13 protein-coding genes are annotated in these 20,285 nt (G+C 62.7%); 10 read left to right on the top strand and 3 right to left on the bottom strand.

Annotated features, from left to right (window positions below; all coding sequences use genetic code 11):
• The first annotated feature begins 56 nt into the window (after positions 1–56).
• From BV106_RS34985 to BV106_RS03175, 4 genes are all read left to right on the top strand, one after another.
• Positions 57–575 carry a hypothetical protein gene (locus BV106_RS34985; RefSeq protein ID WP_051944905.1) on the top strand — a complete coding sequence of 173 codons (519 nt, stop codon included), beginning with the start codon at positions 57–59 and terminating at the stop codon, positions 573–575.
• Positions 511–2,367, top strand: a complete 1,857-nt coding sequence (locus BV106_RS03185; protein WP_265595290.1) for a redoxin domain-containing protein — start codon at positions 511–513, stop codon at positions 2,365–2,367. The genes BV106_RS34985 and BV106_RS03185 overlap by 65 nt, the downstream gene beginning before the upstream one ends.
• A gap of 58 nt (positions 2,368–2,425) precedes the next feature.
• Positions 2,426–3,982, top strand: a complete 1,557-nt coding sequence (locus BV106_RS03180; protein ID WP_038160393.1) for a tyrosinase family protein — start codon at positions 2,426–2,428, stop codon at positions 3,980–3,982.
• A 142-nt stretch (positions 3,983–4,124) separates the two neighbouring features.
• Positions 4,125–4,481, top strand: a complete 357-nt coding sequence (locus BV106_RS03175) for a hypothetical protein (protein WP_038160472.1) — start codon at positions 4,125–4,127, stop codon at positions 4,479–4,481.
• Between the two features lie 470 nt (positions 4,482–4,951).
• Here BV106_RS03175 and BV106_RS03170 read toward each other — a convergent pair whose 3' ends face one another.
• The gene (locus BV106_RS03170) at positions 4,952–5,593 is read right to left on the bottom strand and encodes a response regulator transcription factor (protein ID WP_038160390.1); all 642 of its coding nucleotides are present in this window, start codon (positions 5,591–5,593) and stop codon (positions 4,952–4,954) included.
• A gap of 16 nt (positions 5,594–5,609) precedes the next feature.
• Positions 5,610–7,733: a histidine kinase gene (locus BV106_RS03165; RefSeq protein ID WP_265595289.1), complete on the bottom strand. Its 2,124-nt coding sequence runs from the start codon at positions 7,731–7,733 to the stop codon at positions 5,610–5,612.
• Between the two features lie 139 nt (positions 7,734–7,872).
• Here BV106_RS03165 and BV106_RS03160 point away from each other — a divergent pair, with 139 nt between their 5' ends.
• The 6 genes from BV106_RS03160 to BV106_RS03135 all read left to right on the top strand — a co-directional run bounded on the left by BV106_RS03160 (position 7,873) and on the right by BV106_RS03135 (position 17,810).
• Positions 7,873–8,772, top strand: a complete 900-nt coding sequence (locus tag BV106_RS03160; protein ID WP_038160386.1) for a glycoside hydrolase family 16 protein — start codon at positions 7,873–7,875, stop codon at positions 8,770–8,772.
• A gap of 37 nt (positions 8,773–8,809) precedes the next feature.
• The gene (vccA, locus tag BV106_RS03155; RefSeq protein ID WP_265595288.1) at positions 8,810–12,628 is read left to right on the top strand and encodes a Verru_Chthon cassette protein A; all 3,819 of its coding nucleotides are present in this window, start codon (positions 8,810–8,812) and stop codon (positions 12,626–12,628) included.
• Positions 12,625–13,224: a Verru_Chthon cassette protein B gene (gene vccB, locus BV106_RS03150; RefSeq protein ID WP_038160380.1), complete on the top strand. Its 600-nt coding sequence runs from the start codon at positions 12,625–12,627 to the stop codon at positions 13,222–13,224. Before vccA ends, vccB begins: the two co-directional genes overlap by 4 nt.
• 9 nt (positions 13,225–13,233) lie before the next feature.
• Positions 13,234–14,331, top strand: a complete 1,098-nt coding sequence (vccC, locus tag BV106_RS03145; RefSeq protein WP_038160377.1) for a Verru_Chthon cassette protein C — start codon at positions 13,234–13,236, stop codon at positions 14,329–14,331.
• 2 nt (positions 14,332–14,333) lie between these two features.
• Entirely contained in the window at positions 14,334–14,981 is a 648-nt protein-coding gene (gene vccD, locus BV106_RS34980; RefSeq protein WP_265595287.1) for a Verru_Chthon cassette protein D, read from the top strand.
• A 204-nt stretch (positions 14,982–15,185) separates the two neighbouring features.
• On the top strand, positions 15,186–17,810 hold the full coding sequence (locus BV106_RS03135) for an autotransporter-associated beta strand repeat-containing protein (RefSeq protein WP_081891487.1): 2,625 nt from the start codon (positions 15,186–15,188) through the stop codon (positions 17,808–17,810).
• A 65-nt stretch (positions 17,811–17,875) separates the two neighbouring features.
• On the opposite strand, the gene BV106_RS03130 is transcribed toward BV106_RS03135, so the two are convergent.
• Positions 17,876–20,248 (bottom strand): VCBS domain-containing protein, encoded by a 2,373-nt coding sequence (locus tag BV106_RS03130; protein ID WP_038160371.1) that lies wholly within the window; start codon positions 20,246–20,248, stop codon positions 17,876–17,878.
• Positions 20,249–20,285: the final 37 nt, after the last annotated feature.

Raw genomic sequence — 20,285 nt, 5'->3', positions numbered from 1 at the left:
GGGGTGATACCCCTGGCTACGGCACCTCCGTGCCGTGGTCGCCAACATCCGACGCCATGAAAACCTGTCACACGGTCCTCCGTTATTGCGCCACAGCGCTGCTCCTGCCGCTCTCCATGGCGGCTCAAGATAACCCCCAACCACCGGTGATGGATGCCACCGCCCACCGACAAGCGGTGGAGGGAGCCCGCAAGCGACTCCAGAACGCCTGGCGGGAGTTCGGAGAGCGAAATGCCCGCGGGGAAATGGCCCCGGACATCTTTTCTCTGCGGGTGCAGCCCAAGATCCTCACCACCGGGGAGATGGAGGGCCTGATGAAGCAGGCCCAGGCGGCGACCTTCCCCGAGCCGGATGTGGTTCGATCCGTCAACGGCAAGCTCAACGTCACTCTGAACGTCTTCAAGGCCCGCAACCAGATCGGTTCGGACCCCGTGTACCTGCGGTCCTACAACGGGAAGCTGGTGGGGCCCACCCTGCGCTGCCGGCCGGGGGGACACTCTCTACATCACGGTGAGCAACAACCTCGATCCCGAACCCGGCATGGCGGATGTGATGAACACGCTGCATGGGTTTAACACCACGAACCTGCACACGCACGGACTGCACGTGTCTCCTTCTGGAATCAGTGACAACGTGTTGCTGGAGATTCCCCCACGCTCTGAGCAGAAGTACGAGATTGTCATCCCGAAAGACCATCCCGCAGGGACCTTCTGGTACCATGCTCACAAGCACGGCTCCACGGCGGCTAACGTGGGCAGCGGCATGTCCGGAGCCTTGATCATTGAAGGCGGGCTGGACACGGTGCCGGAGATCGCCCGCGTCCCGGATCGCGTCATGGTGCTGCAACAGATTCCGTACGTGAACAATGCGAGCAAGCCGGTGTGTCCCGCCATTTCCAAGGACACCAACCTCACGGTAGGGGTGATCGAGGCGGAATATGCGGACTGCAGTTTTGGACCCCGGACCTGGGACAAGCTCGGGCGCTACACCACGATCAACGGGGTAAAATTGCCCGTAATTCGCATGCAGCCCGGCTCGGTGGAACGGTGGCGTTTGATCGACAGCGCCATCCGGGAGGTGATCCAGCCGGAGCTCGTCCGCGTGGATCACAGCGGGCAGAGTGCCCCGTCGAAACTTAACTTTCACGAGATCGCCGTGGATGGACTCGCCCTCGGACGCGTCGCCACACGTTCCAAGCTGGAGCTCTGGCCCGGCTACCGCTCGGACGTGCTCATCCAGGCGCCGCCGGTGTCCGGCGTGCAGTATGTGCTGCGGGATGCACGTGTGCCCGGAGGTGGGGTGATCATTCCCGAGGAGCGACGCTATCTTGCGGTGGTGATCGTGGAAGGTCCTCCCAATCCCATGCCGCTGCCCACGGATGATGCGGTGAGGCGGTTCCGGCTGCCTTCTATCGATCCCAAGCGGGTCACGGCACGCCAGAGCGCTGCCTATGGCATCATCCCCAAAGGAGATGGGGTGGTCTTTACGATCGACCGGCAGCCGCTTGACTTCGACGAAGCGCGTCAGAACACCCTGGGTGAGGTGCAGGAGTGGACGGTTATTTCCAGGAACAACGTCGGGCCGGTGAGCCATCCGTTTCACATTCACGTGAACCCGTTCGAGATCTTCTCCATCCTGGATGAGCAGAGTGTGGAGCAGCTGGACCGGGACCCCAAAACCGGTGCGGTCCTGCCGGTGTGGCGGGACACTATCATCCTCAACGAAGGGTGGAAGGTGAGCTTCCGTACGGAGTACACCGACTTCGACGGTGTCTTTGTGCAGCACTGTCACATCCTCGATCACGAGGACGAAGGCATGATGGAGCTGGTGGAGATCTCCAAGCCGCCAGCGCCCATGCCCATGGCGGATGCGGGAGCGATGGAGCCCAAACGGCTGGGTTCGCCCTATCCCGCGCCTGCCTGGTCGCTGCCAGATGCCACCGGCAAGGTGCAGAAATCAGCGGACCTGCTCACCCGTCCCACCGTGCTCTTTTTCTATGAGGGCTTTGCCTGCCTGCGCTGCAACGAGCAGATGACCGCGCTGGTGGAGAAGGCTGAGGCCTTCCGCAAGCAGGGAGTGCAGGTCATCGGGATCAGCACCGACTCAGTAGCTGATCTGGGCAAGGCCCTGGATGGCTCTGCTTGTCCGTTCCCGCTGCTGGCGGATCCGGAGAAGCGCGTCTTCCGCTCTTATGGCTGCTACGCCGATGGGCCGCTGCATGGTCTCTTCGTGCTGGATGCGACCGGCCGGGTGCACTGGCAGAACGTGTCCATGACCCCTTACCTGGATGTGGATGCTCTCCTGCGTGAAGCAGGGCAGGTGGCTGCTCCGGCACGTTCCGGGGCGGTAGCCAGCCGCCAGCCCTGATCCCCTCTCCGGAGATTCCTTTTTTCAATCTGTTATAACCACGAACTCGATATTCCTCATGTCCCTTCCCAACACCTCCCGCCGTCACTTCCTTGTCACCGCCGGTGCGGCCGCCGCCACGGCCGGCTGGTCCTTTGGCCAGGAACCCGCCCAAGCCGCAGCGGCAAGATATCACCGACTCAATCTGCAAAACCCTGCGGCAGCGCCGTTTCTGGAGAGCTACAAGAAAGCCATCACCATCATGTTGCAGCTCCCGCCCTCGGATGCGCGCAACTGGTACCGGAACGCCTTCATACACACGCTGGACTGCCCGCATGGGAACTGGTGGTTCGTCGTGTGGCACCGCGGCTTCACAGGCTGGTTTGAGCGGACCGTGCGCGAACTGAGCGGAGATGCCAACTTCGCTTTCCCCTATTGGGACTGGACGGCACTGCCGCAGCTTCCGGACTCGTTCTTCAACGGTGTGCTGGATCCCAACAACCCGGCCTTCATCGCAAGTTACAACGAGTTCTTTGCGCAGCTCTCCAATCCCATGAGCGCGCTGTGGAACTCTTTCTCTCCGGCGCAGCTCCAGCAGATGCGGAACCGGGGATTCCGGTCGATCAACGATGTGTGGCAGGCGGTACGGGACAGCCCCATGTTCTTTCCTCGAGGCCGGGCCCGCACGCTGACGAGGCAGAACCCCGGCTTCGATGCCACCACGCGGAGAGCGGTCTCCATCGGCACGATCCGTAATGCCCTGGCTCCGACGGACTTCATCAGCTTTGGCAGTGGCAAGACCGCCAACCACAGCGGGAGCGCCACTCAGGGCATCCTGGAGAGCCAGCCGCACAACAACGTGCACAACAACATCGGCGGCTTCATGCAGGACCTGCTCTCACCCACCGATCCCGTGTTCTTCGCGCACCACTCCAACATTGACCGGCTCTGGGACGTGTGGACCCGCAAGCAACAGCGTCTTGGGCTGCCTACGCTGCCCACAGGGGCGGACCTGCCACCGTGGGCCAATGAGCCGTTCCTCTTCTTCATGGGGCCAGATGGCAAACCGGTGGCGAAGAACAAGGCGGGCGACTACGCCACGATCGGAGACTTCAACTATGACTACGAGCCCGGCTCTGGTGAGACGGTGATCCCGGCTGCCACTCGGCCTGGGGACATGAACAACAAGGTGTGGCTCGGCACCCTCGGGGCATCTGCCCTCAATCTCGGAGCCTCCGCCCGCGCTGAGGTGATGGTGCCGCAGGCCGTGCCAGAGGCGGCGATGAAGGAGGATGGCCCTGCCGTGTTTGCCAAGATCACCATCGAGCCGATGGCGGACACCAAGGGAGTGGAGTTCCACGTGCTGGTCAATGCGCCAGAAGGGGCCAAGCAGGTGGATCTGGATTCGCCCAGCTTTGCCGGGACCTTCAGCACCTTCGGCGCCCGACTCGGGGGCCATGAAAACCAGCCGCTAAGCTTCCTCATGCCGCTGACCGAGGCCGTGCAAAAGCTGCGGGAGGCCAACGAGCTCAAGCCGGACCAGCCGCTGCGGGTGCAGGTGGTGGCGGAAAGGAAAGGCGTGAATTTGACGCCTTTGGAGGCTAAGGTGTCAGAGATTTCCGTGGGCACCTTCTAAACGGGAGTTGTCTAGTAGATTGACCTCGTTGGCCGGTATGCGGATGCAAGCTTCATTTCTCTTGTCCTTGTTGGGGCTGGGGATGGTTTGTTTCCTCATCCCGGCCTGTGGGAAGACCGCTCCGGAAAGTCCTGCCCAAACTGTGAAAGAGCCTGCTCCAGATGGGAAAATGCTGCTCGCCCTCCCTCGGGATCGGGCGGCGGATGAGCAGGTGGCCGTGCGCATCACGGTCGGCACTTTGGCCAAGGGGGCCCGCATTGTCGTGAAGACCGCCGAGGGCGAGGTGGTCGGAGCGGTGGCCCCGTTCGGGGTGTTACCGGGCCGGAAGGCGGGCTCCTTCATGGTGCCCGTACCGCTGGCGGCGATGAAGGACGGCAAGGTGACGCTGCAACTGGAGGTGGAAGAGCCCGCCCAGGTGGGCAAGCCGCGAGCTCCGACGAAGACAGAGGTGGAGGCCGCGAACCTGGAGCTCATGCCGGTGAGCGGCACGCCGGAGTAGGGAAGAGGCCAGCGAGGGAGCCTCTGAATGACACCGGGCTTTCAGCCCTCAATTTCTATTTAATTCCCAGTACCTGGGGCGTTGCCCCAGGCTGGTATGAGGCCGGGCCTTCGGCCCTCATGATTCGCGCTGCAATGCGAGAATGCCTATCCAGGCTTTGCTTGGTCGTGTTGATGCCCTTTCCGGAGACAGCAACTTTGCTAACCAGACGTTTCCTCGTCGGGGAATGTGGCAATTGCATGCAAGTGCGTTCGCTGATCGGATTGCTTGAAACTGGGCAACTGAGGGCCAAAGGCCCGGATTCATGCCAGCCCAGGGGCAACGCCCTGGGTTCAGGATTCAAAAAAGATGTTTGAGGGCTGAAGGCCCAGATTCATTCAGGCACATGCGCCTTCTGAAATCCTTGCGTATCCCAACTGCTACTTCATCACCAGGATGAGGTCGAGCCCTCGGCCATCAGCTTCGACACCTCACGTCAGCCCGCGATACTTCGCCACGGCCTGGGCGCGGGAGCGTACGTGCAGCTTCTCGTAGATCCGCCGGAGGTGGCTGTTCACGGTGTGGGTGGAGATGCCGAGTTGGTCGGCGATCTCCTTGTAGAGGAAGCCTTTGGAAAGCAGGGCCAGGACCTCGCGTTCGCGGTCTGCCAGCACGTCCATCTCCGGATCGACCGCCGCTGTGGCTTCCGTGCCGCGGTGGAAGAAGCTGACGACCTGACGCGCCACCTGGGGAGACATGGGCGAGCCTCCGGCCTGGGCCTGCACGATGCCGGCCACGATCTCCCGCGGAGGCGTGCGCTTCAGGAGATAACCGCAGGCCCCGGCCTTCAGGGCATCGAAGATGAGCGGGCTCTCTTCATACATGGTGAGCATGAGGCAGAGCAGGCCAGGGGTTGTCTCCTTGATCCGGGAGACAAACTCGATGCCGCTCATGTGGGGCAGGTTGATATCCACCAGCACCAGATCTGGAGTCAGCTCCGGCAACTGCTGGAGGGCGGCCTCTCCGGTGGTGTAGTGGGCCTCACAGCGGACCTCAGAGCCCAGGCTGAAGTAGCGCTGCAGCGTCTGGGCAAACGGCAGGTCATCTTCGATCATGGCAATGCGCACAGGCATGGGCGGGGTGGGGCGGTCAGGGGTGGTGGAGGGGCACTTGCAGCGTCACCATGGTGCCTCCCTCCGGGCGGGATTGCACGCGGCAATTGCCGCCGATGGCGGCGAGGCGGGACGTCATGTTCTGGAGGCCGTCCTTCCCGGCCCCGGTCTGCATCTCTGGCAAACCTCGGCCGTTGTCTTCCAGGCGCACCTGGAAGTCGGGCTCATGGTAGCGGAGGATGATGGTCACCTGCGAAGCCTGGGCATGCTTGGCGACATTCTGCAGGGCCTCCTTGAAGGCGAGCAAAAGTTCATGGCGGTGGTGAGAGGCCACAGGCACCTCCGGCCACTCGGCTGGGACATCCTGCCGGAAGGTGATGCCCAGAGGGGCCAGGTATTCACTGGCGATGTGGCACAGATAGTTGGCGAGGCTGGGCAGCGTGTCGTTGCGCGGATTCACCGCCCATACGGCTTCATCCAGCTCAGAGATGGCGGCCCGGGCGGTGTCGCCCAGTTGCTGCAGTTTCTGACCCGCATCTCCTGGCAGGGGATGCTCCGCGGCGAAGATCTCATGCATGACCATGAGCTGGGTGAGGCGTGATCCCACCACATCATGCATGTCGCGGGCGATGCGGGCGCGCTCGTTGTCCAGCTCCTGCCGCTGCTCCAGCTCGGCCACCTTCATCGCCATGCGCCGGCGCGCGATGCGCCATGCCACGAGACTGGCCAATGCCACGCACAGCAGCAGCGCCAGGACTCGCACCAGCGGCCGTTGCCACAAAGGCAGTGGCACCATGAGAGGCACGGAAAGTTCAATGTCATTCCACTCCAGATCCGTGTGCCGCAGGCTCGCTTGGAAGAGGTACTTGCCCGGTGGCAGAGCGCGGGACTCGACCACGCCCGAGTTCGGCACCGGCAGCCATTCGTTGCTCACCCCGGCAATGCGCCAGCGTCGGCCCAGAATCAGGTTTCCTGGCAATGTCGGGTTATTGATGACGAAGCTGAGCCATGGGGCTCCCGCTGGAATGTCGAATGAACTTCCAGGCGGCAGTTTATCATTGCCGGCGGTGACATCCACGCCGGGAGAGACGAGGGATTCATAGACTTCCACCTCGGCCAGCTGCGGAGAGAAGGCGACCGGGCTCTGGCTGGAGAGGCGAAGATAGCGACCGCGGAACTCCCCTTTGCCCGAGACGGCCCGCACCACATCCGTCTGCCCGGGTTCGGGGTATGAACCATCTGCACGATGCAGGGCCGTCCATACCGGCTCCACCCCGGGCTCGGGGGACCGGTCATAGAGCTGGAGGAGGACTTTGGAAAGCCGCTCCGTTGCGCGTCCATCCGCCCGGTTCCGCAGGCAGATGTGGTCCAGTCTGGCCACACGGCGCAGGTCGAGCTGGAAGTAGAAGGCATCTCCCAGGTCCGGGGCGGGCGGGTGTGCCATGGTGCCGGAGAGCCCGTCAACGAGGTGCTCCGGACGCTGTCCCGATCCCAATGGGTGCGATGAAATGACGGGGCACCCCAGGGCGATGTTGGTGGTGCTGACCTCCTTGCGCTCGGCGCGGATCTCCGTGAGTAACGCTTCTCCAGCCACGCCCTGGCCGGGGTACACGTCCAGCCGCAGTCCGGTGACTCCCGGCGGGATGAGTGGTGTTTCCACAAGATACACCGGGGTTTGCAGCACCCCGGTCACCTGGAGCCGGCCGTCATCGCGGATGATCTCCCCTTCTGTGGAGTTGTACCATGTGGGGGCCACCTTCTCCCATCTCCCGGAAAGGGAAGGTGTGGCATCACGCGTGATCGAAAGGCTGAAGGCACGAAAAGCCGAGTCCGTATGCCCGGAGAGAAAAGAGAGCCAGATGCGCAACCGCCCGGCTGGCTGAACGGTATCGCAGGCAAAGACGGCGGAGTGCACGCGGTCGGTCTGCCCCGGCACCGCCCAGCCTTCCAGTCCTGCCTCGATGCCATCCACTGATTTGGACAGTTGAGCGGGACTGGTGCTCGTCGATGCCTCCATCGCCCGGAGCGTTACTTTGGCGCCAGACAGGCACATCGGCAGACCGACGAGACCAATGGCCAGACAGATCGCCATACCCCGGCGAATGCGGGAAAAGCGGACGGCAAACGGGAGACGACGCATCACGGTGATGTGGAGCATCATGACACAGGCGTTGCCAGCCGTCACCCCTCGTGTGGCCCTGTAGCGAGTTCTCGTCACAAGACGTGACCGTCCCTATACCCTACGCTTGGAGACGATGTCTTCAGTTGTCTGTCAGCCTATTCATGAATCAAAACGGAACATGCTGGTCGCCGGATGGGGCTGGGCTCTCGGCGGCGTGTTACTGGTCAGTGTCGCTGGTCTGTCTCTTCGTGAGCAAGAGGCAGAGAATGCGCAGCCGATAGATCCTGTGTCACCCTGGACGCTGGTCTGGCAGGATGAATTCGACGGCCAGGTGCTGGATGCTACGAAGTGGGCCGTGCGTGCCCCCGGTCTGAGGGAGAGCGCCATGATCAGTGCGGAGAATGTCTCCCTGGATGGTGCCGGCCATCTGCTGCTCACCACGACCGAGAAGGACGGGGTCATTCACACGGGCATGATTGGGTCCCAAGGCAAGTTCTCCCAGACGTATGGACGCTGGGAGGCCCGGATCAAGTTCCACGCCATGGAGGGGCATCACGGCGCCTTCTGGTTGCAGCCGGAGCGCCGCGAAATGGATGCTGGAAATAACCAACACCTCACCGGGGCGGAGATTGACATCATTGAATGGTTCGGCGCGGGGCGCAAAGATGGCGGCGCAGCTTCGAACCTGTACTGGCCTGGGGAGACCGGGCAGCACCTGCACGATGGCGGCCCGCTGGATCTGGCGCCCGTGCTGAAGGACGGCCGCAGTCTCAGCGATGACTTTCACGTGTATGCCGTGGAGTGGACGCCGGACGAGTATGTTTTCTTCATTGATGAGCATGAAGTCTTCCGCACCCGCGCGGGAGTCTCCCGGCAGCCCCAGTATGCCATCCTGAGTCTGCTCTGCGCCGATTGGGAAGCTCCCCGTCTGGATCGCTCAAAGCTGCCGGAGAGCATGATGGTGGACTATGTCAGGGTTTACCGGTTGCGGGCTGCGGCAGCGGTCGTAGGGCCGCCCCCGCAGGCGGGAGCGCCATCCTCTGTGGCGAATTCTCGCTACATCGCGTCCCGAGAATAACCCCTACCATGGCACGGTAAATTCACCCTCCCAGCCTGTGCAGCCATCATGCCCTGCCCCCTGGAAAAAAGCGTCCCGCCGAGGGATCGCGTTGATCATGGTGTTGATGGTGCTGGTGCTCATCACGGTGCTGGTGGTGGGTTTCCTCTCGCTGGTCACCACGGAGCGCCAGGCGTCGTCAGGTTATGCGGAGGGCAATCGTTCCCGCATGCTCTCGGACTCGGCGATCAATCTGGTCATTGGTCAGATCCGGCAGGCTACGGAGACGCTGAACACCGATCCGGCCAACCCTAAAACCTGGGCCTCCCAGCCTGGCATGATCCGGGTGTATGGCAGCACTGGCGGTGCCGCCAATGGACGCACCCCATTGAGCGCCGCCTACAAGCTCTACTCATCGGACCAGATGCGTGTCGCTACCTTTGGCGCATCCGAGGCCAACGCAGAGGTGCCGCCTGCCAACTGGTCCGCGCAGCGTGCCCTGTACACCGACCTGAATGAGCCGGTGGAGGTGCAGGGGCGCAAGCACTACCCGGTCCTTGAGCCTCCCGCAGTGGGGGAGGTGGAGGGTTACGAGGTGGTCAACGCTCCAGGCACCGGGGGCAGTGAGCCCGTCATGCCGGTGAAGTGGCTCTACCTGCTCCGTGATGGAACGGTGGCAGCTGCGACAGCCGTAGCGGGCTCGGATGCCAAAGTAACGGTCACGGGAGCCAGTGCTGACAATCCCGTGGTGGGACGGATGGCGTTCTGGACAGATGATGAGTCCTCCAAGGTCAACATCAACACCGCGAGTGAAGGTGTGTTCTGGGATATTCCACGGGCCAACACCGTGGCGGAGCGCCGTCTGGGCAACTATCTGCCGGCGCGGAACGAATTCCAGCGCTACCCCGGCCATCCGGCGACCACCAGCCTCAGCGTGGTTCTTGGAAAGTACTTCACATCAGGAGGTGGCTCGACCACTGGCAATACCACGGACGGAACCTCCCAGTATGGCCTCTACTACGATCTCGCCCCGCGCGTTGCCACCGGCGGCTCGCTGGATGGCTCACGCACGCCCACCGGCGCGATGGTTATCACCAAGGATCAGGACCGCCTCTATGCCACGGTGGATGAGTACTTCTTCAAGAATGCTGCGCTTGCCAATGGGCGGCGGGAGGTCAGCAGCGCGCGCTTGAACCCCGAGGTGCTGGCCAAGACCCAGTTCTTCCTCACCGCCCAGAGCCGGGCACCGGAGGTCACCCTCTTCAACACGCCCCGCATCAGCCTCTGGCCCCTGCAGACCGTCCAGTCCGCCGGGAGCACGACCGCCCGCAATGCGTATGACAAGCTCATCGCCTTCTGCACGAGCCTGGGCAGGGACAAGGCACTGCCCGCCACCTATCCCGCAGATCAGGCCACCGGTTATTCCTATGCCTTCCAGCGGAAGCAGGTCACCCATCTGGTGGCCGCCAACCCCTCCAGCCCTAGCTCTGCCAGTGCCACCGCCGACTGGGCCCAGGTGCCGCGTAATCAGGTGCTGTACAGCTACCTCCAACGACTGACTGATCGTGAGATCCCCGGCTTCGGCGGATCCTTCAATGCCAAGTATCCCAATGATCGCGACCAGATCCTGACGGAGTGCTTCGATTACACGAGGAGCCTGGTGAACGCCATCTCCACCCCGCAGAAGAACCTGGTGCCTCACTACTCTTATTCTCCGTACTACTACGACTTTGGGGTGATCGCCCCCATCAAGATCAACAACACCGCCGGCATGGGGCGCTTCTTCACCGTCGCCCAGGCCGCCCTCATCTTCTACCCCACCCGGGTGGACAGCACAAATAGCAGCGATATCAAAACGCTCGCGATGAGAGCGCGGTTGGTCATTCAGCCTTACTGCATCAGTCCCGGCCAGTCCGCCTTCAATCAGAAGTATCAGCTCCAGGTCTCGGACATCAAAGGGTTCAAGGCGGATGATGCCTCGTTGCAGATGTCTGATGTGACGGGCAACACGGGCCTGCTGAACGTCAACTTCAACGAGGGCTACTACACCGCGGACTCCTGGCTGGCGAACAAGACCGCCCTGCCATCCCCGGCGGGCCAGTTCTTCAAGTATCGGTCTGGCTTCGGCGGCGACCTCATCAGTGCAGGCACGGGGAATCACCAGTTCGATGTGTGGGCCTCAGTGGGGGATGTCAATGTGGCGGGAAAAACCACCTTCTCATTCGCGGGAGGCACGGCCACGGTGAAGGTGAATCTGCTGGATGGGACGAACATCCAGACACTCAAGATTCATTTCCCCAACCAGACCCTGCCGGTGCCGAAGCGGGTGGGGGCGGTGAACGACGCCGGGAAGGTGCCGGATCCTGACAATGCGAAGCTGCTCACCCTGAACTACCGGGAACGGTTCAATGCCAGCCTGCCTGCGGGTACGGCCCGGGTGAACACGGCGCAGATCCTCATGAACAACCTCGTGTACCCGGGAGACACGGTTTATGGAATAACAGTCAATCCGGGTGACAAGGCCCGCGGCGACATGCGGCTGGTGGCCATGCGCTCCACGGTGGATGCGGCGGACAAGGACTACTATGCGCCGCATCCCAGCTACAACGGAGCGAGCCTGCGCGTAGGGTTCGATCCCACACGCGGCCAGTTCCGCAAGGACTGGACCCAGAATTTCAAGAACGCGGAAACGGGCGGCCGCCTGGTGGAAGGGCTGGCCTATCCGGAGTCGGCCGTGCCCTTTGTGCCGGTCTCTCTCAACGGGGCAAAGAACCAATATGACGCCCCGGGGGACTGGGACACGGGCTATGACCTCCAGGAGGACGGACCCTATGTGAACAAGGCGGACGAAGGGGCCACGAATCGCGGCTACTTCAGCCGGGGGCTTTCGCTCGGATACGTGGCAAGTTTTGCAGACGGGGCCAATGGCAGTCAGGCCGCGGAGACGGACAACATCACGTACTCGCCCAACCGGCAGATTGCCTCTGCGGTGATGTTCGGCTCCCTGCCCACCGGGGTGAATGGCAAGACCGCCGGCAAGCCGGAACCCTGGCAGACGTTGCTCTTCACCCCACAGCCTGCGGCAGGCACCCAGCACTATGGTCTGCGCTTCCCGCAGGATCATCTGTGGCTGGACCTCTTCTGGATGCCCATTGTGGAGCCCTATGCCATCAGCGAGCCCTTCTCCACGGCCGGCAAGATCAACATGAACTATGAGATCATGCCCTTCCGGCATGTGAAACGCCGCACCGCCCTGCATGCCCTGCTCAAGGGTACCAGCATGACGGCCATTCCGGATACAGAGGTGGCCAACTACAAATCCCAAACTGGCACCACTTACGCAGCGAACTACCGGCTGGAGATCGATCCCGATCACCTCAACGGCACTCTCAAGGGGTTCGAGAACCGGTTCGCGTCTGGAGACATCTTCCGCTCTGCGACGGAGATCTGCGCCATCGCCCTCGTGCCCAGGACGAATGCCGGACCTCCCTCCTACCCGGCTGCCAGCTACAGTACCATGGAGACTTGGTGGGGGACTCATCGCCTCACTGGGGACAACTTGCGTGAAGCTCCCTACAACCAGCTCTACCCGCGCCTCACTACACGGTCGAACACCTACAACATCCATCTGCGCGTCCAGTCGCTCAAGAAGAGCCGCGCCGGAAACCCTGCGGAGTGGGATGAAGATCTCGACCTCGTGGGCAGCGAGTATCGCGGCTCCTGCCTGATCGAGCGCTATGTGGATCCGAACGATCCGGAGCTGCCGGACTTCGCTTCGCCCAACGACCTCAACGCCAATGGCACCGCGGACAACGAGGAGACTCTCGATCAATACTACCAGTACCGCATCATCCAACGTCGCCAGTTCTCTCCATGAACCCCATTGCCCCCCTCCCTCATGCCGCTGTTGATCAGGTTGCCAATCGCCGGTCGGGCGCGCGGCTGTTCCCCTTGATGGCCAAACGCCTCCGTCCTCAAGACTTGAGTCTTGTGTCTCCGCGAAGCGGTAGGGGCTTCAGCCTGGTGGAAGTGACCCTCGCCATGGCCATCGTGTCCTTTGGCGTGTTGTCCGTGGTCTCCACCATGCCCGGCGGCATGGAGATGCTGCGCAACTCCGTCAATGACACTGTGGAGTCCCGCATTGCCCAGGAGGTGCTGGCCAAGCTCCAGGGCAGTGACTGGTCGGACACGGCCAATCTCGCCAGCTATGACGGGAGTCTGTGCTACTTCGACGCTCAGGGGAACGAGCTGCACGCCACCGGTGGTGCCGCTCCAGACTGGACGGTTTTCACGGCCCGGATCGCCGTGTCCAACACCCCTCCCGCGCTGCCTGCCGCGACGGCGGCTCCCAGCGACTACCTCCGGCAGGTGCGCATTTGCATCACCGACCAGCCAGCGACCAGTGCAGACCGTTTCACCAATGCCCGCAAACACCGCCAGGTGTGCACGCTGGCGGCCAAGACCAGCCGGTAAGTAGTTGCCATGAACCCAGTGTCACCCTCTCCCTTCAGTTTCCGCAGGGCCGCCTTCACCCTGGTGGAGGTGCTGCTCAGCGTCACGGTGTTGAGCCTCATCATGACCCTGCTGGTCAACACCCTGGCCGTGACGCAGCGGGTGTACACGGGGGCGCAGTCCCGGGTGGAGCAGTTCCGGGAAGCCCGGGTGGCGTTTGAGTCCATCACCCGCCGGCTCAGTCAGGCCACTCTCAACACCTACTGGGACTACAACGACCCCAACGCCCCCACCCGGTATGTGCGCCAGTCGGAGCTTCATTTTATCTGCGGTCCCTCAGCCACGCTGCTCAACCAGTCCGGCCTGGGACCCAAGCTGGGGCATGCGGTCTTTTTTCAGGCTCCGATGGGAGTTGCTGACGACCATGCCTACCGTGAACTCAACAGCAGCCTTAATTCCTGGGGATTCTACCTGAGCTTTGAGGAAGACACCGTACTGGGCACGAAGCCATCATTCCTGGGCACCCGGCTCAATGCACGGCGTCGCTGCCGGTTGATGGAGTTCCGCCAGCCCACCGAGCGGTTCCAGGTGTACGCGCCGCCTGGCGGGGCACCCTCCGGATTCAAGGGCATGAACACGGCTCCTATAGCTGCCACCACAGCGTGGTACAACCATCCAGAACTGGTGCGGGACACCGGTGTCACACCGGCTTTGTTGCAAAGCCGCCCCCTGGCCGAGAACATCATCGCCCTGGTGTTCAGTCCCCGCAGTCCCGTGCCCTCGGGCACCAGCAGCGCAAAGGATTACGACATCGCACCGGACTATTCCTACGACTCCCGTCGTTTCCTCTCTGATCCAGCGTCCCCAGTTGCTTCCCTTTCCCGGCACCAGCTCCCTCCCACCGTGCAGGTGACCATGGTGGCTCTGGACGAGGCTTCCGCATCCCGCTACGAGAGGGAAGGCGGCTCCACGGCGGAGCTCGTGAATGCGGCTTGGTTTAAGGAAGCAACTAAATACGAAGCCGACCTGCTGGCCCTCACCGCACGTCTGTCCTCGCTGAAGCTGGACCACCAGGTCTTCACCACCACGGTGTCCATCCGCTCTGCCAAATGGAGCACCACCCGCTGATCATGCCCCTCTCTCGCACCCCCCGCCCTTCTGCCCGCCGCCCTTGCGGTTTCACCTTGATGGAACTGCTCATGGTGATGGTGATCATCTCCCTCTTGCTGGGCCTGGTGGCCCCGGTGGCCAATCAGGTTATCCAGAGCAACCGCCTCGGCTCCGCAGCCTCCAACCTCGCCAACCAGATCAACCTGGCGCGGATGACCGCCATCCGGCTCAACAATCCGGTGGAAGTGCGCTTCTTCTCCTGTGCGGATGCGCAGGCGCCTGGTTCCGCGGCGGGATACCGGGCTGCCCAGCTTTGGGTGGGAAGCTCCCCGTTTCAGCCGATGACCATCTTTGAAGACGGCGTGATCATCGCCACCGGCACCGCAGAGGCCTCGTGGTCCTCCCTGCTGAACCCCACCTACAACGCAGGGGCTGGGGCGGATCCACCGCCGGATTTCAGACTGGCCCGCGCCGTGCCTGGCTCTGCGCTCAAGGTTTCAACCTTCCAATTTCAACCGGACGGCTCGACCAATCTGGGCGGCAGCGGTCACTGGAGCCTGACACTGGCGCTCGAGTCCGACCTCGCGGGGGATGCCCTGCCGCCCAACTTTATCACCCTGATGGTGGACCCCGTGAACGGCAGCGTGCGCATGCTCCGGCCGGACTGACCATCAACCCCCATCTCCTCTTTCCAGCATCGCCCGGCAGCAGGCGGTGGACGGCGAAGTTATGTCTATGAAGTGCCGTAATGACGCCGGGTGTAGCGAATACTCGCTACAGGGCGCTGCTGGCAATCCCGACCGCCGTGGAGCAGAGGTGTGAGGCTGAATGGGGTTCAAGGAAAGTCAGCTCAAGTCAAACCATCAATCGCAATGACCCATCCCCTTCGACTACGCCCCGTCCCCGTGTTTCGTGCCGGCCTGCTGGCCCTCTCTGCTTTCGCCCTGTTTGGCTCATTGAAGACTGCCCATGCCCAATGGAGCGGCGCTGCAGGAAATGGCATCTACAATGACGTCAACAACTGGACGGGGGGCTCCATCAACGGAGCCTTCACGACGATAGCGCCTCCGGCCTCGCTGCTCTTCGATGCGGACATCACCACCAGCATCAACATCCAGATCGACACGGCCGGCACTGGCGCGACCCTCGCCGGCAGCGGCGGTACGCGTACCATCACGCTTAATGGCAATCTACAGGCCAGCGGCACTGGGGTGGATACCACCATCACGATCGCGAACTCGCTCATTCTGGATCTGAACGGGGCCACTCGCACTTTCGGGAACACCTCGACGACGGGTGTCTGGAACATCGACGCCAAGATCACAGGTAACGCAGGGGTCATCCTGGGCGGCGGTACCGGGACGGTGAACCTCAACAACAACGCCAACGATTTCACGGGCGGTGTGACCTTCAACCGGCGGGGCGGCAATTTCACGTCCATTGCAGATGCCGGGTTGGCCAGCGCCCTGGGAGCGGGTTCCTCCATCACGGTCAACGACGGGGTCAGTTTCGGGTCGCTCAACTATACAGGTGGAGCTGCCTCATCGAATCGCAGTTGGACCTGGAACAACGGCGGCAGTAGCTATGCGTTCAACCAGAACGGCACAGGCACCCTGACACTGACCGGGAACTGGAATTTCACGAGCGGCACCGCCATCACCTTTGGGATCAATGCCAGCACGGCGGATCTGGTTCTGGAAGGAGTGATCAATGGCAATGACAACTTCACGTTCGGAGGCGCAGCCGTAAAGTCGCTCAAAGGGGTGAATACCTTCTCCGGCACTGTCACACTGAATGCCGGGACGCTTGAGTTCAACTCGGTGGCGGACTCTGGCACGGCAAGTGCCCTGGGGCAGGGGACCACCATCAACGCCGGGAGTGCGGCGGTGGCGGTGACGCTGCGTTATTCTGGCACCGAGGTGGGCGGACACTCCACCAACCGGACCCTTAATCTCAGCGGTACGGCGGGATCGGTGGTGACGGTGGAGGCCAACGGCGCGGGCGCGCTGAAGTTCACGGCGGACTCCACCGCAACCGGAGTGGGTGCCAAGACGCTGACGCTGGGCGGTACCAGTGCCACTGGTGTGCTGAATGAGTTCCAGGGAGCGATTGTGAACGGCAGCGGCACGACGAGCGTGATCAAGATCGGCAACAACGACTGGACGATCTCAGGTTCCAACACTTACACAGGGCTGACTACCGTGAGCGGTGGTACCCTGACGGTGAAAGGGGATCAAAGTGCAGCAACCGGCGGCTATCTGCTCAATGCGAGCACGACCTCGACTTTGAGCTTCGCCAGCGGGGCGACCATCGACGTCATCGCGGGCAAGAGCATCTCGGTGGCGACGGGCGCCAGCGTCAGCCTTACCCTGAGTTCGGCGGCCGCGGTGACGAATGCGGGCTCTCTGAGCCTGGGGCGCGGCGCATTGTTGAGCATGACCGCAGGCACTTGGGCCCAGAGTGGTGCTCTCAGTGTGACGGGTAATGGTGGCTTCAACGGCCGGTTGTCAATCACTGGGGGCGTTTTCACCTACACAGGATCAAGTGCATCGATTGGGTTTGACGGCTCCACCGGATCCCTGGTCTCCGTCTCCGGGACGGGCGAGTTGCGCTTTCAAGGCACGGGCGATGTGGCGGTGGGACGCGGGGTGGTGAGCGCCAGCAGCAATGTAGCGGGTGAGATCACCGTGGGTGCGGGCGGCACGGTGGTGACCCAGCAGAAGTTTGTGCAGAATGTGGAGGAAGGGCGGATCAACCTCGCCGGCGGGACGGTCAAACTTTCCGCGAACCTGGCGGACTTTTCTGACAACCTGGCCCTGGTGCTCAGCACCACCACGGCGACCAAGTTTGACACCAATGGATTCACCGCCGCCGTTGATGATGTCATCTCTGGCACAGGCGCCGGTGGCCTGGACAAGCAGGGAACTGGCAACCTGAAACTGAGCGGAGCCAACACCTACACCGGTGGCACCAGAGTCTCTGGCGGCATGCTGACGGCCAATCACGTGAATGCCCTGGGCTCAGGAGCGGTGACGATCACTTCGGGCGTCAGTCTGAAGGTGGGCGATGGCGCAGCCGGGCAGCAACTGGTCTTTGGTTCCACTCTGGTGAATGAAGGTTCCATCCTCATGGACCTCTTCAGCACCAGCGGCAGCAGCGGGCTCGACACCGCCTCGTCAGATTATCTTGGTTTCAATGGAGCGTTCTCGGGTGATCTCGGGAATATCACGCTCACCAACCTCGCGGGATCCCAGGCCTTTGCGGTGGGCGCGAAGTTCTACCTGGTGGATTGGTCGGCAGTCACCGCTTTGGTCGGAGATCGCAGCGTTTCACTCAGTTACGACAGCAGCTTCACGGGGCTGGGCAGCGCCTATGCCTTTGACGAGTCCAGCTTCCTCACTGGTGGCTACATCACAGTCGCCGCGGTGCCGGAGCCCGGTCGGGCCATGCTGCTCCTCCTGGGCGGGTTGGGTTGCTTCCGTCGTCGGAGACGTTAGACGTCAGGAGCCGGATGCCTGTTGCGGCATCCGGCGGATGGGAGCTCCTGAAGCGGGCCGCTGGATCAAGGACGGGGAGGAGGGGGTGTTGTTTCCTCTGACGGACTGGCTCCTGGGGCGGGATCCACCAGATGTCCGTATCCCAGGCTTTGCAGCGCTTGCTGCACCTCCGCGGGATCATACTGGGGCTCTTCCGCCGACGGTTCGGGCTGGTCCAGCAAGAGGCCTTCGGAAGGCTCGCCTGAAGATGTGGCGGCATCGGAACTTTCTGACGATTGAGGCTCTGTTTCCCCGAGGAAATCTCCGTAGCTTTCGGGCTCCTGAGTGGCTCCGGGAGGCAGGGTGTCATCAAAAAGCAGGCCGAATGAGTCTGTCCCGGCATCTGGGGTCCCGGTATCGGCGGCGGAGTCATCGTACTCCGGCAGTGCTTGATGCGTGGAGATGGTGACAGCTCCCACGGAGGGGGCGCCGGCCGTGCCATGCACGGTGATGGCCACCATGGAGCCTTCGATGTGCCCCTGACCATCCTCTCCATGAACCTGGGCCACTACCACCTCGGTGTGGCCTGCGTCGAGGTGGGCGTAGAGTTCGGGGCTGGCGTGGAAGCTCCACGTGCCATCCACTCCCAGATGGAAGCCTGCGGGGAGCTCACCAATGTAGGAGAACTGGAAAAGGCCCGCCGCAGCATCGGGATGAACACCCAGAGATCCCTGAACGGATGAGCCGCCCTCCATGCCACTCATGACCATGGCGCTGAGCAAAGGCAGACTTGCAGTGCCATGCAGGGTGATGCTGATAGCCTTCGTGTCATGCACGTTGCCATGGTCATCGACAGCAGCCACGGGTACCGTGATGATGCGCACGGCCCCTTCATGCACATCCGTGTAGAAGGGGTGCGCAGAATCAAAAGACCACACGCCATCCGGCCGCAGAGCGAAACCCGGGACTAGGCTGGAAGTGCGATAGGAGAGATGCGCGGGACTGCCCGGCCCCTGCTGGATGCGATCATGCAGGACACAGCCGCCATGAGGAATGCCGTGCGCGGCGATGCCCGCGGCCACCGCCCCGTCTTCCCGACCAGTGATTCCTACCACCAGCTCACGAAGATCGGACTGGCCATCGGCAGTAAACGCCGTCACCGGGATGGCGTACACCTGGCGCTCACCGGACTGCAGATGCTGGTAGGCAGCATCGGTGGGATCAAGGAGATAACTCCCGTCGTGATTCAGAATGAGTCCGGGCACGTCCACGGAGGTGGCATACTGGAGCGCCCCTCCGGCGGCGGCACCGTCTGGGGGCACGAGCTGGCCAGTGACACGGCGGTCCCCTTCATAGGTGAAGACTTGGGTCACTGCCCCGATCATGGGGCCTGAGACGGTGCCCTGCACGGAAATGACCAGATGTTGGGTGGGGCCATGCGCTGCCATGGCGTGGGTGGCCAGCACCGGGATGCTCAGGATGACCGGGGGATCACCCGCATTCAGGTGTTGATACGCCACGTGGGTGGCGTCGAACGACCAGGTCCCGTCGCCATGAAGAATAAATCCTGCGACATGCCCCGTGGTACGGAAGGTGGGGCTGACAGTTGTGTCTTCCTTGAAAGCGGGTTCTGGTTCCCGATTTGGTACCGGTTCTGGTTCAGGCTCAGACTGGGCTGTTGCCGCGGGCTCGGGTGCAGTCTCTGGTTCCGGTGCAGGGAGAAGGGGAGCTTGAGATGCTGCCTCTGGCACCGCCGATCCCTCCGCTTTGGCGGCGGGTTCTTCTACCGCTGGGAAGGCGGGCAGCGGAGCCGCAGTCCTGCTCGGGGTGTCTGCGGCTGATGTGGCGGGGGCTTCTTTCTCCACTGCTGGCTCGCTTGCCGGGAGCTTCTCGGGTTGCGACGCGAGATTCTCCGGAAGCAGGGGGGGCGGCGCGATCACATTCTCAAGCACGAGCGGCTTCGGTGGATCGGGGGCCAGTGGGGGAGTGAACTTGGGAGGCTCCACGGAAACCGGTGGCAGCGGAGGGGGGGTGTAGTTCGGGGGCTCCGGGGCCAGGATCGGCGGCTTGAATGCGGGCCGGGAGGGGAGCAAAGAAGGTTCGTCGGTCGCTTTGGCTTCCTCAGCAGGTGCCGACGTCTCAGCCACCGAGGGTGTCTCCCCTGAGGCTGCGGGTGCATCAGGGGCCGGGGCTGCCGCCTCTCCAGTTGTCGTCGCTGGCGGTTCGACCGTTGGCCCGGCGTTGGCTCCAGAGGCTTCCGCTACCACTGGTGCAGAGGCTGGAGGAAGCGGCGGTGGGGTGCTGGCCGCAGAGGGTGTGCTTTCAGGCTCGGCAACTTCCGCAGGGGAGATGCTGGCAGCGGGAGACTGGACTCCGCCTTCATCCAATTTCGCCGGGCTGTCCGTGGGGGCGGGGGCCGGGGCAGGCTTTTTCTTTTTTTTGAATGGCCAGAAGTTCATGCGTCGAACTTCCAATCTAAGAGGAAGCTATCTCAAC

The organism is Verrucomicrobium sp. BvORR106, from assembly GCF_000739655.1.
Lineage (GTDB): Bacteria > Verrucomicrobiota > Verrucomicrobiia > Verrucomicrobiales > Verrucomicrobiaceae > Verrucomicrobium.
Note: the sequence above shows the minus strand (reverse complement) of the source record. Positions and strands in the feature narration are given on the sequence as shown.

Coding starts and splice junctions, on each gene's coding strand:
- BV106_RS34985 (WP_051944905.1), top strand. CDS start 57: ATGAAAACCTGTCACACGGTCCTCCGTTATTGCGCCACAGCGCTGCTC.
- BV106_RS03180 (WP_038160393.1), top strand. CDS start 2,426: ATGTCCCTTCCCAACACCTCCCGCCGTCACTTCCTTGTCACCGCCGGT.
- BV106_RS03170 (WP_038160390.1), bottom strand. CDS start 5,593: ATGCCTGTGCGCATTGCCATGATCGAAGATGACCTGCCGTTTGCCCAG.
- BV106_RS03165 (WP_265595289.1), bottom strand. CDS start 7,733: ATGATGCTCCACATCACCGTGATGCGTCGTCTCCCGTTTGCCGTCCGC.
- BV106_RS03160 (WP_038160386.1), top strand. CDS start 7,873: ATGCTGGTCGCCGGATGGGGCTGGGCTCTCGGCGGCGTGTTACTGGTC.
- vccB (WP_038160380.1), top strand. CDS start 12,625: ATGAACCCCATTGCCCCCCTCCCTCATGCCGCTGTTGATCAGGTTGCC.
- vccC (WP_038160377.1), top strand. CDS start 13,234: ATGAACCCAGTGTCACCCTCTCCCTTCAGTTTCCGCAGGGCCGCCTTC.
- vccD (WP_265595287.1), top strand. CDS start 14,334: ATGCCCCTCTCTCGCACCCCCCGCCCTTCTGCCCGCCGCCCTTGCGGT.
- BV106_RS03135 (WP_081891487.1), top strand. CDS start 15,186: ATGACCCATCCCCTTCGACTACGCCCCGTCCCCGTGTTTCGTGCCGGC.
- BV106_RS03130 (WP_038160371.1), bottom strand. CDS start 20,248: ATGAACTTCTGGCCATTCAAAAAAAAGAAAAAGCCTGCCCCGGCCCCC.